Here is a 16,378-nt window from a genome sequence, read left to right as displayed (position 1 = left end):
CCTGCTGGCGTTCTTCCCAGTCTAGGACGCCCGGAGCGTCGCCCTGGTCAGAAGTCATCCTCGCGAGTGATGACGTCATGGGGGTCCTGGTGCTGGGAACGACGAACCACCACGACCCGGTCCCCGGCCTTGAGGGTGGCGACAGTGGAGTCGAAGAAGCGACGCACGGTCTCGTTGCGCACCACCGCCACGATCTTCTCACCCTCGATCTGGTCGACCGAGCGACCCACCTCCTCGGGGGTGACCTGGCGTTCGGCGACCTCCATGCCGACACCGCTGGAGAGCAGGTCCTCCATCACATTGCCGACATGCGGGTTGACGCTCGACAGGCCCATCAGTCGGCCCACCGCGTCCGAGCTGGTGACGACCATGTCTGCCCCCGAGCGGCGCAGGAGACTGGCGTTCTCATGGTCACGGACGGCCACCACCACGTGCGCACGGGGGTTCATCTGTCGCACCGTCAGGACCGCCAGGATCGCTGAGTCATCGCGGTCCAGAGTGATGATGATCTCGCGCGCCTTGGTGATCTCGGCCCGACGCAGAAGGTCGCGACGGGTTGCATCGCCCCTGATGGCGGCCAGGCCGTCATAGTTGGCGTCCGAGATGGCCTGGGCACTCTCGTCGATCACCACGATCTTCTCGCGGGGGATGTCGTGGCGCAGCATGGTGGCGATGGCGCTACGGCCCTTGGTTCCATAGCCGATGACGACGGTGTGGTGGCGCATCCGCTTCCTCCATCCAGTGTCGCGAATGCCCCGGGCACCCTCGTTGGCCAGGACCTCCAGGGTGGTACCGACCAGCAGCACCAGGAAGGCAATGCGCAGCGGGGTGATGACCAGGGCGTTGATCAGCCGTGCATGGGGCGCGGCCGGGGTGAGGTCACCGTAGCCGGTGGTCGTGATGGTGACGGTGGAGTAGTACAGGGCGTCGATGAAGTCGAAGCCGTCCCCGTTGACGTTGTCGGAGTAGGCGCCGCGGTCGAGGTAGACGATCAGGGTGGCGAGCAGCAGGATCGCCAGCGCCATGACCACGCGCCCGGAGAGCTCGCTGATCGCGCTGCGGTACTGACGCTGGGGCAGGCTGACCAGGGTTTCCTGGCGCCACCCCCTGGCGCCCCGCTGGACCGAGCGATCCCGCTTCTCCGCGGTCATTCCTCCTCCTTGGCTCAGACGGTGAGGACTGCCGCGCAGGTGTCGATGCCACCGTCGATGAGCCGCTGTCGTCCGTTGAGGAAGCTGAGTTCGAGCACGACCCCGACGTGCACCAGCTCGGCACCCAGCTGCTTGAGCAGCCCCGCGGTGGCGCCGATGGTGCCCCCGGTGGCCAGCACGTCGTCGACCACCATCACACGCGCGCCGGGGCGGATCGCGTCCCGGTGGACGGTGAGGGTCTCGTGCCCGTACTCGAGTGCGAAGGACTCCTCATAGACCGCGCGTGGCAGCTTGCCCGGCTTGCGCACCGGAACAAACCCCGCGCCCAGGCGCAGGGCAACCGGGGCGGCGAAGATGAAGCCCCGGGCCTCCATGCCGACGACCACGTCGATGGCCTCGGGGGCCTGGTCGACCAGGGCCTGCACGGTGGCCTCGAAGCCCTCCGGGGAGGCGAGCAGCGGGGTGATGTCCTTGAACACGACGCCCGGCTTGGGGAAGTCCGGGACGTCCGCGATGAGGGAGGAGATCAAGTCGATGTCGGCCATCGGTCACTTCCTGCGCGGGGCGCGGGTCGAGCCGCCGCGTCCGGAGCGGCGGCGTTGGGCAGCAGTGTGGCGACCACGGGCGGTCTGGCGATCACGGGGTGCGGGCCTGCTGGCGGCCGCCACCGGCTCCTCGTCGGGATCCTCGGCGAGCAGTTCAGCGTCGCTGAACTCCACCCCCTCCAGCTCCCAGGGCTCCTCGCCCACCGGGTTCACGACGACCTCGCGGCGCCCGGCCGCCTCGATCGCCGGCTCGGCGGAGTCAGCGGGGGTCTTGTCGCTGGACACGCGAGCACCACGGGAATGACGCTCGCTGCGGCGCCCCAGGCGCGCGCTGTGCTCGCGCATCTCGGGCTCGCGCTCGCGCAGCTGGGCATTCAACGGGGCTGCGATGAAGATCGAGGAGTACGCGCCGGCGATCATTCCGACCAGCAGCGCGAGGCCGAGGTCCTCCAGCGGGCCGGGGCCCATGAAGAAGATTGCCGCGATGAGCAGGGCCGCCACCGGTAGCACGCCGATGATGGTCGTGTTCAGGGAACGCACCAGGACCTGGTTGATGGCCAGATTGCTCTGCTCGGAGTAGGTGTGGTCCTGCTTCTCGATGTTGCGGACGTTCTCGCGCACCTTGTCGAAGACGACCACGGTGTCGTAGAGCGAGTAGCCCAGGATGGTCAACACTCCGATCAACGTGGATGGGCTCACGGTGAAGCCGAGGATCGAGTACACGCCCACGGTGATGATCAGGTCATGGAGCAGTGCGACCAGGGCCGCGATCGACATCTTCCAGTTGCGGAAGTAGGCCCAGATCATCAGGCCGACGAGCACCAGGAAGACGACCAGGGCCTGGATGCCCTTCTCGGTGACCTGCTTGCCCCAGGAGGCGCCCACAGTGGAATAGGCGACCTTGTCCGGGGCCACCCCTGCCTCCTTGGCCAGGGCGGTGCGCACGGTGACGACCTCGGCAGGGGTCAGCGAGCGGGTCTGGACACGAGCAGTCTTCGAGCCGACCGTCACCACGCTGGTGCCGTCGAGCTCGGGCAACCCGGTCCGCTCGACCGCCCGACCCATCTCGTTCACAGTGCCACTGCTCACCGTGGTCGGGACGGTGAAGGTCGTGCCCCCCTTGAACTCGATGCCAAGGTTGAGGCCGCGGAAGGCCAGGGACAGCAGGCAGATGGTCAGCAGGACAGCACTGACGATGTACCACTTCTTGCGGTTGCCCATGAAGTCGTACGAGGTCTCACCCAGGTAGAGGCGATGGGCCAGTGCCTTGCGGGCCGAGACCTGGTCATGCTTGCGAAGGGCGCTCTTCGTTGATGAGGACGCCGAGCTGCCGGACTTCGCCCGGGCTCGATCGCGGGCGGCAGCCGCCTTGTCGCTGGGCTTGCGAGCGGGCTTGGTGGTCTGTGCCATCTCAGGCCTCCTTGGTGGCGACGCGGCGACGACGTCCGAGCAGGGACTCGCGGGACACGCCCATGCTGCGGGGCGAGAGCCCGGAACCTGGGCCGCCCTGGCCGAAGTACTTGGTGCGTCCCAGGATCGACATCAGCGGCTTGGTGAAGAAGAAGACGATCGCGATGTCGATCAGGGTGGTGACACCGAGGGTGAAGGCGAAACCCTTCACGGAACCCACCGCGAGAATGAACAGCACGATGGCGGACAGCAGGGACACCATGTCCGCGATGATGATCGTCCCGCGGGCCTTCTGCCAGCCGGTCTCGATGGCCGTGCGCAGTGACCTGCCGTCGCGCACCTCGTCGCGTATTCGTTCGAAGTAGATGATGAAGGAGTCCGCCGTCACGCCGATCGCGATGATGGCGCCGGCGATACCGGGCAGGTTGAGGGCAAACCCGACCGCCTCGCCCAGCAGCACGATCACGGGGTAGGTGATCAGCACCGACATCACCAGCGTCCCGATCACGAGCCAGCCGAGCATGCGGTAGTAGAAGAACGAGTAGACCGCGACCAGCGCCAGGCCGATCAGTCCGGCGATGATGCCGCCGCGCAGCTGCTCGCCGCCAAGGCTGGCCGAGACGTTGTCGACGCTGGAGATCTCGAAGGCCAGCGGCAGCGCGCCGTACTTCAGGATGTTGGCCAGTTCGGCCGCGCTCTGTTCGGTGAAGGAACCGCTGATCTCCGCATTGCCACCGGCGATGGTCTGGCTCACCTGGGGGGCGGAAACCACCTTGCCGTCCAGCACGATGGCGAACTGGTTCATCGGCGACTGCTGGCTGGCCAGGTAGGTGGTGTTCTTGGTGAAGGCATCGGTCCCGGCAGGGTTGAAGTTCAGGGTGACCACGTAGTCGAAGCGGCCCTGCGGGACACCGTAATTGGCGGTCTTCACCTGCTCACCGGGGATGATCTCGGGGCCGAGCAGGTACTTCTGTCCGGCGTCGTCGCAGCTGAAGTAGACCTCGCTGGAGACCAGCGGGAAGGAGTCGGTGCACATCCAGGTGCCGAACTCCTCGGTGTCGCGAGCAGTGGGCTGCCACTTGATGGCCTGGTCCACGCCCAGGCGCTGCGAGGGTTCAGCGGTGGGGCGTTCCGAGGCAGGCGCGGTCGGCAGGCCAGGTGCAGTCGGCTGGGCCATCGTGGGCAGGCCAGGGGCTGGCTTGGCGCTGCTCGAGGCGCTCGGGGACGGGCTGGCACCGGCGGACCCTGAACCCGGGCTGGGCGTCGAGGGCAGTGGACCGCCCTGGCCCACCTGGTAGACATTGCGGAAGGAGAGGCGCGCTGTCTGGCCGACCAGACGGATCAGTTCGTCGCGCTGCATGTTGGGGACGCTGACGACGATGCTCCTGTCGCCCTCAGTGGTGACCTCGGCCTCACCCACGCCCAGCCCGTCGACGCGCTGCTGGATGATGGAGCGGGCCTGCTCCAGGCTGGACGCCGAGACGCCGCCCGATCCTGAGGTATTGCGTGCGGTGAGGGTGACGGTGGTGCCGCCACGCAGATCGAGGCCGAGCTTGGGGGTCCATGCCCTGGCGGCGGCCATCATGCCGTACAAGGAGGCGGTCAGCAGCAGGAAGACGACCAGGGTCAGTCCCGGTCGGTAACGTCGGGGTGAGGGGGTGGCCACTGGTCACAACCCCCGGGTGTCGCGCGGGCTCGCTGCGGCATCAGCATCGTCCAGCGGGGTCTCCAGCTCCACGGGGGACGCCTCCAGCGGCTGCTCGGCCACCTCATCGTCGGTGAACTCGAATTCCTCGTCCTCGGGCTTCACGAGCTGGGCGACGGCACTTTTGGTGAGGGTGACCTCGACCCCGGGCGCGAGCTCGGCGACGACCTGACGCTCCCCCACGTGGTGCAGGGTGGCGTACAGACCGCTGGTCAGGACCACCCGCTGGCCGGGCTCGAGCGAGTTCTGCATGGTCATCTGCGCGGCCATCTTCTTCTGTGCCGGCCTGATGGCCATGAAGTAGAACAGGCCCATCACGACCAGGATGAGGATGAATTCCATAGGCATAGCGCGCAGGCTCCTGAACGAGGCTTGACAAAGCCCCCGGGTGTTTGACGACACGGGACCCGCCAAGACTAGCGAGTGCGGGCGCCAAAACCCGAACCGGAACCGCCGCCCTCGCGCCAAAGTTGCCCTCAGTCGAACAGAGCCGGTCCCGGGGCAGGGGTCGAGGGGGGCGGCGTGAGGCCGAGGTGGCCCCAGGCGGCGGGCGTCGCAACGCGTCCCCGGGGCGTCCGCATCAGGAATCCGAGGCGAACCAGGAAGGGTTCGGCAACCTCCTCCACGGTCTCTGGCTCCTCCCCCACACTGATGGCCAGGGTGGACAGGCCGACAGGCCCACCGCCGAACTTGAGGCAGAGGGATTCCAGGACGCCGCGGTCAAGCCTGTCGAGCCCGAGCTTGTCGACCTCGTAGAGGTCCAGTGCCTTCTCGACGACGTCGAGGGTGACCACACCGTCGCCGCGCACCTGGGCGAAGTCCCGGACGCGCCGCAGCAACCTGTTCGCAATGCGCGGGGTGCCTCGGGACCTCCCCGCGACCTGGGCCGCCGCCCGGGGTTCCAGGGTGATGTCGAGCAGCTGAGCCGAGCGGGTGACGATCTGTTCGAGGGCATCCTGGTCGTAGAAGTCGAGGTTCGCGGTGAACCCGAAGCGGTCACGCAGCGGGCTGGGCAGCAGGCCGGCACGGGTGGTGGCGCCCACGACGGTGAATCGCGGCAGGTCGATGGGGATGGCGGTGGCACCTGGTCCCTTGCCGATCACCACGTCGACCCGGAAGTCCTCCATGGCCAGGTAGAGCATCTCCTCGGCGGGACGCGCCATGCGGTGGATCTCGTCGAGGAAGAAGACCTCCCCCTCCACCAACCCGGACAGGATGGCGGCGAGGTCACCGGCGTGCTGGATCGCCGGCCCGGAAGTCATCCGCAGCGGCGCCCCCATCTCCTGCGCAATGATCATCGCCAGGGTGGTCTTGCCCAGCCCTGGGGGCCCACTGAGCAGCACGTGGTCGGGCACCGCCCCGCGGTGTCTGGCGGCGTCCAGCACCAGCCCCAGTTGGTCACTCACCCGCTGCTGGCCGGCGAAATCTGCCAGCCGCCTGGGGCGCAGGGCCTGTTCGGCCGCACTGTCCTCCGGACCGAGATCCGGGTTCATCAGGTCCTCATGCTCGTCCACGGTCGTCCCCTCAGCGCGCCAGGGTCTGCAGGGCCGCGCGCATCAGCTGGGCCACCCCGAGGTCGGGCTGGTCCTTGGCCAGCGGGGCGACCTTCTCGGCAGCAGCTTCGGCGTCCTTCGCGGACCAGCCCAGTCCCTGCAGGCCGGCGACCACCTGCTCGCGCCAGGGCTCGGTGCGCGTGGGAACCGCGGCGACGACCTCGGACGCGGCCAGGCCGGCCACCTTGTCCTTGAGCTCAATGATCATCTTCTGGGCCCCCTTGGCTCCGATGCCCGGCACCGAGGTGAGGCGCTTGACATCCTCCTGGGCAATGGCCGTGGCGAGGTCACCCGGGCTGAACACCGACACGATGGCCAGGGCAAGCTTGGGCCCCACACCGGAGGCGGTCTGCACCAACTCGAAGGCGTCCCGCTCGTCGCTGCTGCCGAAACCGTAGAGGGTGAGGGAGTCCTCGCGGGGCACGAGCGTGGTGTGCAGCGTGGCCTCGACTCCGGGGCGAAGGCGGGAGGCAGTGGCCGGGGTGCACCAGGCTCTCAGCCCCAGGCCTCCGACGGACACCACGGCCCAGGTGGCGCCGGCGGCCACCACCTGTCCGGTGAGCCGGTCGATCATGCGCGTCCTCGCTTTCGGTGGGCCGCGGCGGCAGCGACCAGTTCGGAATACCTGTTGGTGGCAGCCCCACGCCAGACATGGGTGATGGCCAGGGCCACCGCGTCGGCGGCATCCGCTGGCCTCGGTGGGGCCTCGAGACGGCAGATGCGGGCAACCATGAGGCCCACCTGGGCCTTGTCGGCGCGTCCGGAGCCGGTGACTGCCGCCTTCACCTCACTGGGCGTGTGCAGGACCACGGGAATACCGTGGCGCGCGGCGACGAGCATGGCGATGCCGGCGGCCTGCGCGGTCCCTGCCACCGACTGCAGGTTGTGCTGGGCGAAGACGCGTTCGACCGCGACCGCTTCGGGGCGGACGCGGGTGACCCACTCCTCCAGCCCTTGCTCGATGCGCAGCAATCGCTGGGCATGGTCCAGGTCTGGCGGGGTGCGCACGACCCCGCAGTCGACGAAGGTGGGGGACCGCCCCACCACCCCCTCGACCACACCCACTCCACAGCGGGTCAGGCCGGGGTCGACTCCCAGGACGCGCACACCCCACCCCTCACCAAAACGAACATTCGTTCGGAGGCTATCAGTCCTCGTCGAGCTGAGCTGCGATCTCCTCGGGGATGTCGACGTTCGTATACACGTTCTGTACGTCGTCAGAGTCCTCGAGGGCGTCGATGACCCTGAACAGTTTCTGGGCCTCGTCGAGCGAGGCGACCGGCTGGTCGAAGTCTGCGCGGAACTCGACCTCGGCTGAGTCGTAGTCCAGGCCGGCCTCCTGCACGGCTTGCCGGACGGCCACGACCTGGCTGGGGTCGGAGAGGATCTCGAAGGTCTCGCCGAGGTCGACGACGTCCTCGGGCTCGGCATCCAGGGTCGCCTCGAGCAGGTCGTCCTCGGTGACCTCCTTGCCGTCCTGGGACTTGGGCACGACGACGACGCCCTTGCGGGCGAAGATTCGCTGCACCGAACCGCCGTCGGCCATGGTGGCGCCATTGCGGGTGACCGCCACGCGGACCTCGGAAATGGCGCGGTTGCGGTTGTCGGTGAGGCATTCAATCAGGATCGCCACGCCGGCCGGGCCGTAGGCCTCGTACATGACGGTGTCGTAGTTGGCGCCCTCACCCTCGGCTCCGGCACCGCGCTTGACCGCGCGATCGATGTTGTCGTTGGGCACCGAGCTCTTCTTGGCCTTCTGGATGGCGTCGTAGAGGGTCGGGTTCCCCGCAGGGTCACCCCCACCCACGCGGGCGGCGACTTCGACGTTCTTGATCAGCTTGGCGAAGAGCTTGCCGCGCTTGGCGTCGATGACAGCCTTCTTGTGCTTGGTGGTTGCCCATTTGGAGTGACCGGCCATGAAGCCTCGAATCCCTTCCCTACACGGTCCGCCCGAACACGGACCCGACAGCACATACTAGCCCGCTCGGCGCAGGGGGAATCCCGAGCGCTCAGGGGCGCATGCCGAGCAGGACGAGGCGCTCAGCGGGCTGGTAGCCCAGGTCGGTGAACAGGCGGTAGGCCGCCTCACCGTGGTGGAGGTCGACCCCGACCCCGGCCCCGGCCAGTCCGGCGTCCCGGAAGAGGACCAGGGAGTTGGCGAGCAGGGCTCGGGCGATGCCCTTGCCGCGCCACTCGGGGACGGTGCCGAGGAACTCGGTCCAGCCTTCCGAGTATCCCTGGGACTCCCAGTTCGGCTCGTAGCCGGAGTTCACCGCGTACCCGACGACCCGGTCGTGGTCGTCGAGGGCCACCAGTGACCAATCCAGCCGGACCGTGGTGATGGCGAGGATGTGCTCCCAGACGACGGTGCCCAGCCGATTGGCCCCGGGGACGGTGGAGAAGGCGCAGTTGTGCGCGCGGCGCACCTCCTCGGACAGTTCGGGGCTGAGCGGTGCCAGCCGGACACCATCAGGAAGTGGTGTCTGGATCACATCCGGGTTCACCTGGTCGAGCATGACTTTCATGTCGCAGAACCACTTCTCCGCGACGAAGCCACCGCCCTCCATCTGGCGCAGGCGCAAGGTCAGCTTCTCATCGACGTAGCCACCCAGCCAGAGCGGGTCGGCCAGCCCTTGGGCCCGCTGCTCCTCATACCATTCCAGGCCGCGATCCCGAAGCCAGACGATACAGGCCTCACCGATCCCCCGATACCGCCAGGCCGGGTGCACGGCCCAATCCAGCCAGAATCGGGCCTCCCCCTCCCCCTGGCGCGGATGCCCCCAGGCATAGGCGATCACCGAGCCGTTGCGGTCGCGCCCCACCACGGCGTTGCGCGTCGGATCGGCGTAGGGGGCGTCGAAGAGGTCATGGAGGTTGTTGAGGTCCACGCGCTCGATCGGGTCGTCCAGGTAGTCGGTCGCGTCCCTGAGGTCCTTCAGCTCCGGCAGGTCCTCCTCTCGCAGGAAGGACCAGCTCAGTGTTGACTCGACGTGGGGATCAGCCATCTCTACTCTCAGGGCGGGGTGCCTGATGTTGACCACATTGTCCCAGCAGGTCTCCCTCATACTACGTGGGAGGTGGCGCACCCGGGCCCGGGGACCACCAATTCGGTCTCAGACGGAGAGGCGATGTCGCTTGGGCGCACTGACCGGCCAGTCGACGATGGACCAGCCCCGCTGCTTGGCAGCTCGCAACAGGCCGACATCCGGGCTCACGGCGACCGGGTGACCCACCGCGCGCAACATCGGCAGGTCGACGTGGGAGTCGGCATAGGCATAGCAGTCACGCAGGTCCACCTCGTGCAGCTGGGCGTAGTGCCGCAGCCAGGCCGACCGTGACTCGCCGACCATGGGCGGGCCCTGCAGGAAGCCCGTGCAGACCCCCTGCTCGTCGACCGAGAGTTCGGCGGCGACGATGATGTCGAAGTACTTCTCCAGGGGTCGGGTGAAGGGACGCGCCGCGCCGGTGAGCAGCACCGTCGTGTGCCCCGCGGCGCGATGCTCCTCAAGACGGGCAATCGCGTCGGGGGCGGTGCGGTCGGCGATGAAGTCGGCCAGACGCGTGTCCACGATCTGTTCGAGGTCCTCCATCCGCATGCCCTCGAAGCGGCGGTACACGGCGCGGAGGAAGTCGCTTCGATCGCGACGCTCGGCGCCCAGGTAGCGGGGCAGGCGTCGTAGGACACCGCCGACCTCGAGCACCCTGTCCAGCGGGCTGAGTTCGGGCAGTCGAGCGGCCAAGTAGGTCTCGACCACATTGGTGGCCATCACGGTGCCGTCGAGGTCAAAGGCCGCCAGCACAGGGCGCTCCGCGGGCTTCAGCGCGCGGTAGGTCGTGGCACGCCCCTCACGTCGCTTCCGGGCATTCTCCAACCGCTGGACCGGGTCGAGGATCGCGGGGAAGTGGACCTCGCGCAGGTAGTGATCCCAGGAGAAGTCAGCGGAGTCGAAGCCGAAGACCTCCCTGTCCTCCTCGACCAGCGAGTTGTGCAGGGCCAGGGTGCGATCGTCCACGAAGTGGAGCTGTGACTGGAGGTACTCCCCGTAGAGGGTGATGTACTTCCGGTAGAAGTCCAGCTGGTCGACCTGCTTGTCCATTCGGAGAGCCATCTCGCGGGTCCACTGGGAACGCGGTGCGAGACGCAGTGCCCGGTTGCCCCATCGCGTCCCCCACTCGCCCAGGCGGATGGCGCGTTCGACCGGCGCGTGGCCGGGGAACTTCCACTCGGCGAGCGGGGCGGGCTTACCATCCCTCACGAAGGGCTTCTCGGCCAGGTAGGTGCGCAGCTGGTGGTAGATGTTCTGGAAGGTCAGCGGGTTCCTGGCGCCACTGCTGGCGTGGTAGACCTCGATGTGGCCCACTTCGGGCTGGGTGGCGCAGACAGCGACGATGGTGTTGACGACGTAGTCACAGGGGATGATGTCGAGCACCGAGTCCGGCGAGGCCGGGAACTCGGGGAGTTCTCCGCGGGCGTAGCTGAGGATGATCGGGTCGGCCATCTTGAAGCCTTCGATCCAGCCGGGATGGGGATCGCGCAGGGAGGACTCCACGATGGCTGGCCGCACGATCGAGACCCTCAGGTCGCGGGCGACGTCGGCGACCACGCGCTCCCCCATCGCCTTGGCGAAGGTGTAGACATCGGTCCAGCCCAGGGAGCGGGCGCGCTCGGTGCCGGCCTTCACCAGTTCGCGGCGAACCCATTCCAACCGTCGTCGCTCGGTGTCGGCTGCGGTGGTGAGGAAGCCCGCCTGCTGGTGTTCCAGCTCGGCCTGCTTGCGGAGGATCGCGAGTTGCTCGGCGCTGCGCGAGCGGCGCTGGATGTGGGCGCCCATGTCGATGGCCGCCTGGGTTTCGACCTGGTAGTCAACGTCGTGGATGTGCAAAGCCTCGGGGATGGCCCCCCGGCGGCGTCCGGCGGTGTAGGCAGTGGAGATGTGGACGTAGTGGGGCACTCGCTCGAGGGTGCCGTCCGAGCCGGTGGCAGACTCGATGAATCGCTCCAGCAGGGCCTGGGTCCCGACCACATTGGTCCGAAAAGCATCGTCGATCGGCGGATCGAAGGAGACGTCGCCAGCGCAATGAACAAGCACGTCGATGTCGCGGGGCAGCTGGGGGACATGGGGCAGGTCGCCCTCGATGACCTCGACCCGTTGCTCACAGAGAGCCTGGGGGCTGCCGGCCTCGTCGCGCAGGGAGGCGAAGATGGGCTTCTTGAGCAGGTTGACCACGCGGTCCCGGGCGCTCAACGATCCCTTGCGACGTACCAGGACGGCGACGCGGGTCTCCGGGAGCTCGGTGAGCACCTTCCACAACAGCTGCTCGCCGATGAAGCCTGTGACTCCGGTCAGCGCGATCTTCTGGCCGGAGAGCAGCTCGCGGATCGGGCCGCCGACCAGCGGTGGCGGGTCGGTGAGCCGACCGCTCTGGCCGAACGTTGCTGCCGGACCGACCAGACCCCGTTCCCCGCTCATCGCAACTCCCCCGGCTGCGCGCCGGAAGCCACTCGCAGCGCGTCGGGCAGCGTGATGGTGCCCACATAGAGGGCGGTGCCGACGATGGCACCCTCGACGCCGTCCAGGTCGCGCAGACGGGCAATGTCTCCGAGGCTGGTGACCCCGCCGCTGGCGATCACGGCGGCGTCGGTGTGGGCACAGACGTCGGCGAGCAGATCGAAGTTCGGCCCGGTGAGCATGCCGTCGCTGGGCACGTCGGTCACCACGTAGCGCTGGCAGCCGGCCGCATTGAGCCGCTGGAGGGTCTCGTGCAGATCGCCGCCCTCGCGGGTCCAGCCGCGCGCGGCCAGGCGGGTGCCCCGGACATCGAGCCCGATGGCGATCCGATCGCCGTGCTCGGCGATGATCGACTCGCACCATTCGGGGTTCTCAAGGGCTGCGGTGCCGATGTTGACCCTTCGTGCCCCCGCCGCGAGGGCGCGCCTCAGGGAGGCGTCGTCGCGGATACCCCCGGACAGCTCGACATTGATGCCGAGCTCACCTGTGATGCGCGCGGTGATCTCGGAATTCTCGCCTCGTCCGAAGGCAGCGTCCAGGTCGACCAGGTGCAACCAGTCTGCGCCATCCTCCTGCCAGCGCAGGGCTGCCTGGAGTGGATCACCGAAGGTCTTCTCAGTACCGGCGACGCCCTGGACGAGCTGGACGGCCTGGCCGTTCTGGATGTCGACGGCGGGCAACAGGACGAGTGGGTTCACAGGGCGACCCTAGCCGATCAGCCAAGGCGCCGGGCCACTGTGTCGACCCAGCGCGAGAGCAACCGAGCGCCTGCAACCCCCGACTTCTCGGGGTGGAACTGCACGCTCGTCAGCGGACCGGATTCGACGGCGGCGACGAAGCGGTCGCCGTCGTGCTCCGCCCAGGTGACCACGGCGCCCAGGTCGTCTGGGAGGCTGCGCACGCCATAGGAGTGGACGAAGTAGAACCGCTCGCCGGGTCGGGTGAACAGGACGCTGCCCTCCCCAGGGGCCACGGTGTTCCACCCCATGTGCGGCAGGCGGCGCGATTGGAGACGTTCCACTGAACCGGGAAGGACGCCGACCCCGGCGCGGGTACTACCGCGCTCGGTTCCTTGGGTGAACATCACCTGGTGCCCGACGCAGATGCCCAGCACCGGATGACCTGCCTGCACGCGCTGCCGAATCACCTGCTCGCCTCCGGCGGCGACCAGCGCATCCATGCAGGCGGCGAAGGCACCCACGCCCGGGACGACCAGCCCGTCACAGTCGCAGACCTCTTCCGCACCCCCCAGGACAACCCGTGCACCGGTCGCCTGCAGTGCCGTGAGGGCCGAGTGCAGGTTCCCCGAGCCGTAGTCGAGCAGTCCGATCAGGGGGCTGGACACCCTCGACTCAGGCATTCAGCGTGCCCTTGGTGCTGGGGACTCCGACCATGCGCGGGTCGGGAGCCACCGCGGTGCGCAGCGCTCGAGCCAGCGCCTTGAACTGGGCCTCGACAATGTGGTGGGGGTCTCGTCCGGCGAGCAGACGCAGGTGGATGCACAGGCCACTGTTGAGAGCGAAGGACTCCACCACGTGGCGGGTCATCGAGCCGGCATAGGGAACCCCGGAACCGCCGATCAGGGCGTAGACCTGACCCTCGGGCTCACCCTCGTGGACCACATAGGGGCGTCCGGCCACGTCGACGACGCAGAAGGCGAGGGCTTCGTCCAGCGGCACCGTGGCGTCCCCGTAGCGCGTGATGCCCGACTTGTCGCCCAGCGCCTGGCGGAACGCCTGCCCGAGTGCGATGGCGGTGTCCTCGATGGTGTGGTGGCCATCAACGTGCAGGTCACCAGCGGCTGTGATCTTCATGTCGATGCCGGAGTGGCGGCTCAGCGCAGTGAGCATGTGGTCATAGAAGCCGACACCCGTGCTGATGTCGGAGTCACCGGCGCCGTCCAGGTCGATCCAGACCCTGATGCTGGACTCGCCGGTTTCACGGGTCACCTCGGCGGTGCGGTTGGTCATTGTCCCTCGTCCTTCCTGTCGGCGAGCACCTCGATGAGCGCCTGCCGGAATGCCTGCATTTCCTGGGGAGTCCCGGCGGACACGCGCAGGAAGCCCTCCGGGCCGGTCTCCCGCACGAGGACGCCGCGTTCCAGCAATCCCTGCCAGACGGCGTGGCGATCAGGGAACCTGCCGAAGAGGCAGAAATTGGCCTCGCTTGGGACCACCTCCAGCCCCCGGGAGCGCAGCCAGTCCTGAAGTTCTTGGATCTGGTCGTGCAGGTCCCCGACGCGCTCGAGCATCGACGGCGCGTGCGCGAGCGCCACCCGGGCCACCGCCTGGGTCTGGGCCGAGAGGTGGTACGGGAGTCGGACAATCCTGCACGCGTCCACAATCGCCGGCGCCGCAGCCAGGTACCCCAGACGGCCGCCGGCGAAGGCGAAGGCCTTGCTCATGGTTCGGGTGACGACCAGGCGTCCAAAGCGCGGCAGCAGGGCACAGGCGGAATCCTCGGGGACCTCAGTGAACTCCTGGTAGGCCTCGTCCACGATGACCAGCGCCTCGGTGTTCTCCAGGACCTCCTCCACCACGTGCACCGGGGTCGTGGTGCCGGTGGGATTGTTCGGCGTGGTGATGAGGACGATGTCGGCGCCGGTCAGCTCGATCCCCCGGAGCACAATCTCGGCGTCGAGGGTGTAGTCCTCACGACGTGGCCGCGTGACGTAGTCGGTCAGGGTGTTGCGGGCGTATTCGGGGTACATGGAGTAGGCCGGGGTGAAGGAGAGCACGGTGCGCCCCGGGCCACCGAAGGCGGCGAGCAGGTGGGTCATCACCTCATTCGACCCATTGGCCGCCCAGATATTGTCGGCGGTGAGGCCGAAGCCAAGATAGTGGGCGAGGTCGGCGCGCAGGTCCCAGGCCTCCCGGTCTGGGTAGCGGTTCACCTGGGAGGCTGCGTGGCTGACGGCGCGCGCCATGTCCTGAATGACGTCGCTGGTGGGTGGCCACGGGTTTTCGTTCACGTTGAGACGAACAGGCACGTCGAGCTGGGGAGCGCCATAGGGCTCCTCCCCCACCAGGTCGGGACGCAGCGGCAGGTCTGCCAGGGAGATTGTTGCGTCGGGGATGGCGGGGGTCGGGGCGGGGGTGTAGTCACTCACCGGAGGGGCCCACCTCTCCATCGGCGCCGCTTCGACGGATGGTGATGGCCTGCGCGTGTGCGGGGAGGTTCTCCGCGAGGGCGAAGATCTCGACCCCCTCGGCCACCTCCATCAGCGCCCGCTCGCTGTAGTTGATGACGTGGATCGCCTTCATGAAGCTGCGGGTCGTCAGGCCCGAGCTGTGGCAGGCACATCCTGCCGTGGGCAGGACGTGGGTGGACCCGGCGGAGTAGTCGCCCAGCGAGACCGGCGCCCACGGGCCCACGAAGATGGCACCAGCATTGGTGACCCGGGCCGCCACGGATTCTGGCTGCCGGGTCTGGATCTCCAGGTGCTCTGCGGCATAGGCATTGACAACGGCCAGCCCTTGGTCCAGGTCACGGACGAGCACGAGGGCGGACTGCGGCCCGCCCAGGGCTGTGGTGACCCGTTCCTGGTGGGGGGTGGCGGCCACCTGGGTCTCGAGCTCGGTGGCGACGGCCTCGATGAGTTCGGGCGAGTTGGTGACCAGAACGGAGGCAGCCATCGGGTCGTGCTCGGCCTGGGAGACCATGTCGGCGGCAACATGGCGCGGGTCTGCCGAGTCGTCGGCCAGCACGGCGATCTCGGTGGGGCCGGCCTCGGAGTCGATGCCGATGATGCCGCGCAGGAGACGCTTGGCGGCCACCACATAGATATTGCCCGGACCGGTGACCATCGCCACTGGCTCACACAGGCCCTCGACCCCGTGCGCGAACATCGCGATCGCCTGGGCCCCGCCGACGGCGTAGACCTCCTCGATCCCCAGCATGTGGCAGAGTGCCAGGATGTTGGGGTGCGGCAGGCCGCCGAACTCCTTCTGGGGTGGGGACGCCACCGCGATCCCCGGGACGCCCGCCTCCTGGGCGGGGATGACGTTCATGATCACGCTGGAGGCGAGTGGGGCCAGACCGCCGGGAACGTACAGGCCGACCCGGTCCACCGGCACGATGCGCGTCGTGATCGTCGCACCCTCGGCCACCTGGACTCGGCGTCCGGATTCCTCCGTCTCGCCGAGCCGGCAGACCGAGCGACGGCGTTCGATCGAGGTCTCGAAGGCCTCGCGCAGCGCTGGGTCCAGCTCCTCCACGCAACGGGCCATGACGTCGGAGGGAATCCGGAACTTCTCGGGCACCACGCCGTCGAACTGTTCGCTGAAGCGACGCAGCGCCTCAACCCCCTCTGCAGCGACCGCATCACAGACCGGGCGCACCTCCTCGACAGCATGGTCGACGTTGAAGGCGGCGCGGGGTACCAGCCTCCGGTAGTCCGTGCTGTCGGTGGTGCTCAGGTCCAGGCGTCGAATCACCCCGCCAGTCTAGTGAGGACCCCGCGGGGGGCGCGGCACCGCCACAGGACGGGACTCCCCCGGCACAT

The 16,378-nt window shown here is 68.2% G+C and carries 16 protein-coding genes; all 16 read right to left on the bottom strand.

Annotated elements, in window-relative coordinates; translation table 11 throughout:
* Positions 1-47 precede the first annotated feature (47 nt).
* Positions 48-1,151 carry a TrkA family potassium uptake protein gene (locus M3G03_RS08150; protein WP_259809183.1) on the bottom strand — a complete coding sequence of 368 codons (1,104 nt, stop codon included), beginning with the start codon at positions 1,149-1,151 and terminating at the stop codon, positions 48-50.
* 14 nt (positions 1,152-1,165) lie between these two features.
* Positions 1,166-1,696: an adenine phosphoribosyltransferase gene (locus M3G03_RS08145; RefSeq protein WP_259809182.1), complete on the bottom strand. Its 531-nt coding sequence runs from the start codon at positions 1,694-1,696 to the stop codon at positions 1,166-1,168.
* A gap of 3 nt (positions 1,697-1,699) precedes the next feature.
* Positions 1,700-3,106, bottom strand: coding sequence for a protein translocase subunit SecF (secF, locus tag M3G03_RS08140; RefSeq protein ID WP_396121921.1), 1,407 nt, complete (start codon positions 3,104-3,106; stop codon positions 1,700-1,702).
* Position 3,107: 1 nt separating this feature from the next.
* Positions 3,108-4,691, bottom strand: coding sequence for a protein translocase subunit SecD (secD, locus tag M3G03_RS08135; protein ID WP_259809216.1), 1,584 nt, complete (start codon positions 4,689-4,691; stop codon positions 3,108-3,110).
* A gap of 84 nt (positions 4,692-4,775) precedes the next feature.
* Entirely contained in the window at positions 4,776-5,159 is a 384-nt protein-coding gene (yajC, locus tag M3G03_RS08130) for a preprotein translocase subunit YajC (protein ID WP_259809181.1), read from the bottom strand.
* 128 nt (positions 5,160-5,287) lie between these two features.
* On the bottom strand, positions 5,288-6,325 hold the full coding sequence (ruvB, locus tag M3G03_RS08125; RefSeq protein ID WP_396121920.1) for a Holliday junction branch migration DNA helicase RuvB: 1,038 nt from the start codon (positions 6,323-6,325) through the stop codon (positions 5,288-5,290).
* 10 nt (positions 6,326-6,335) lie between these two features.
* Positions 6,336-6,938 (bottom strand): Holliday junction branch migration protein RuvA, encoded by a 603-nt coding sequence (gene ruvA, locus M3G03_RS08120; RefSeq protein WP_259809180.1) that lies wholly within the window; start codon positions 6,936-6,938, stop codon positions 6,336-6,338.
* Positions 6,935-7,462, bottom strand: coding sequence for a crossover junction endodeoxyribonuclease RuvC (gene ruvC / locus M3G03_RS08115; RefSeq protein WP_259809214.1), 528 nt, complete (start codon positions 7,460-7,462; stop codon positions 6,935-6,937). The genes ruvA and ruvC overlap by 4 nt, the downstream gene beginning before the upstream one ends.
* A gap of 49 nt (positions 7,463-7,511) precedes the next feature.
* Positions 7,512-8,282, bottom strand: a complete 771-nt coding sequence (locus M3G03_RS08110; RefSeq protein ID WP_259809179.1) for a YebC/PmpR family DNA-binding transcriptional regulator — start codon at positions 8,280-8,282, stop codon at positions 7,512-7,514.
* 91 nt (positions 8,283-8,373) lie between these two features.
* Positions 8,374-9,369, bottom strand: a complete 996-nt coding sequence (locus M3G03_RS08105; RefSeq protein ID WP_259809178.1) for a GNAT family N-acetyltransferase — start codon at positions 9,367-9,369, stop codon at positions 8,374-8,376.
* A gap of 108 nt (positions 9,370-9,477) precedes the next feature.
* A complete protein-coding gene (locus M3G03_RS08100) occupies positions 9,478-11,835 on the bottom strand; it encodes an HAD-IB family hydrolase (RefSeq protein WP_259809177.1) in 2,358 nt (785 codons plus the stop codon).
* Positions 11,832-12,572, bottom strand: a complete 741-nt coding sequence (gene priA, locus M3G03_RS08095; RefSeq protein ID WP_259809176.1) for a bifunctional 1-(5-phosphoribosyl)-5-((5-phosphoribosylamino)methylideneamino)imidazole-4-carboxamide isomerase/phosphoribosylanthranilate isomerase PriA — start codon at positions 12,570-12,572, stop codon at positions 11,832-11,834. Before priA ends, M3G03_RS08100 begins: the two co-directional genes overlap by 4 nt.
* A gap of 17 nt (positions 12,573-12,589) precedes the next feature.
* Positions 12,590-13,219, bottom strand: a complete 630-nt coding sequence (gene hisH / locus M3G03_RS08090) for an imidazole glycerol phosphate synthase subunit HisH (RefSeq protein ID WP_259809213.1) — start codon at positions 13,217-13,219, stop codon at positions 12,590-12,592.
* A 7-nt stretch (positions 13,220-13,226) separates the two neighbouring features.
* Positions 13,227-13,844: an imidazoleglycerol-phosphate dehydratase HisB gene (gene hisB / locus M3G03_RS08085; RefSeq protein WP_259809175.1), complete on the bottom strand. Its 618-nt coding sequence runs from the start codon at positions 13,842-13,844 to the stop codon at positions 13,227-13,229.
* On the bottom strand, positions 13,841-15,004 hold the full coding sequence (locus M3G03_RS08080) for a histidinol-phosphate transaminase (protein ID WP_396121919.1): 1,164 nt from the start codon (positions 15,002-15,004) through the stop codon (positions 13,841-13,843). Before M3G03_RS08080 ends, hisB begins: the two co-directional genes overlap by 4 nt.
* Positions 14,976-16,310 (bottom strand): histidinol dehydrogenase, encoded by a 1,335-nt coding sequence (gene hisD / locus M3G03_RS08075; RefSeq protein ID WP_259809173.1) that lies wholly within the window; start codon positions 16,308-16,310, stop codon positions 14,976-14,978. Before hisD ends, M3G03_RS08080 begins: the two co-directional genes overlap by 29 nt.
* Between the last annotated feature and the right edge of the window lie 68 nt (positions 16,311-16,378).

Source organism: Aestuariimicrobium sp. p3-SID1156, from assembly GCF_025144225.1.
Lineage (GTDB): Bacteria > Actinomycetota > Actinomycetes > Propionibacteriales > Propionibacteriaceae > Aestuariimicrobium.
The sequence above is the reverse complement of the archived record's forward strand: the minus strand, read 5'-3'. Positions and strand labels throughout refer to the sequence as shown.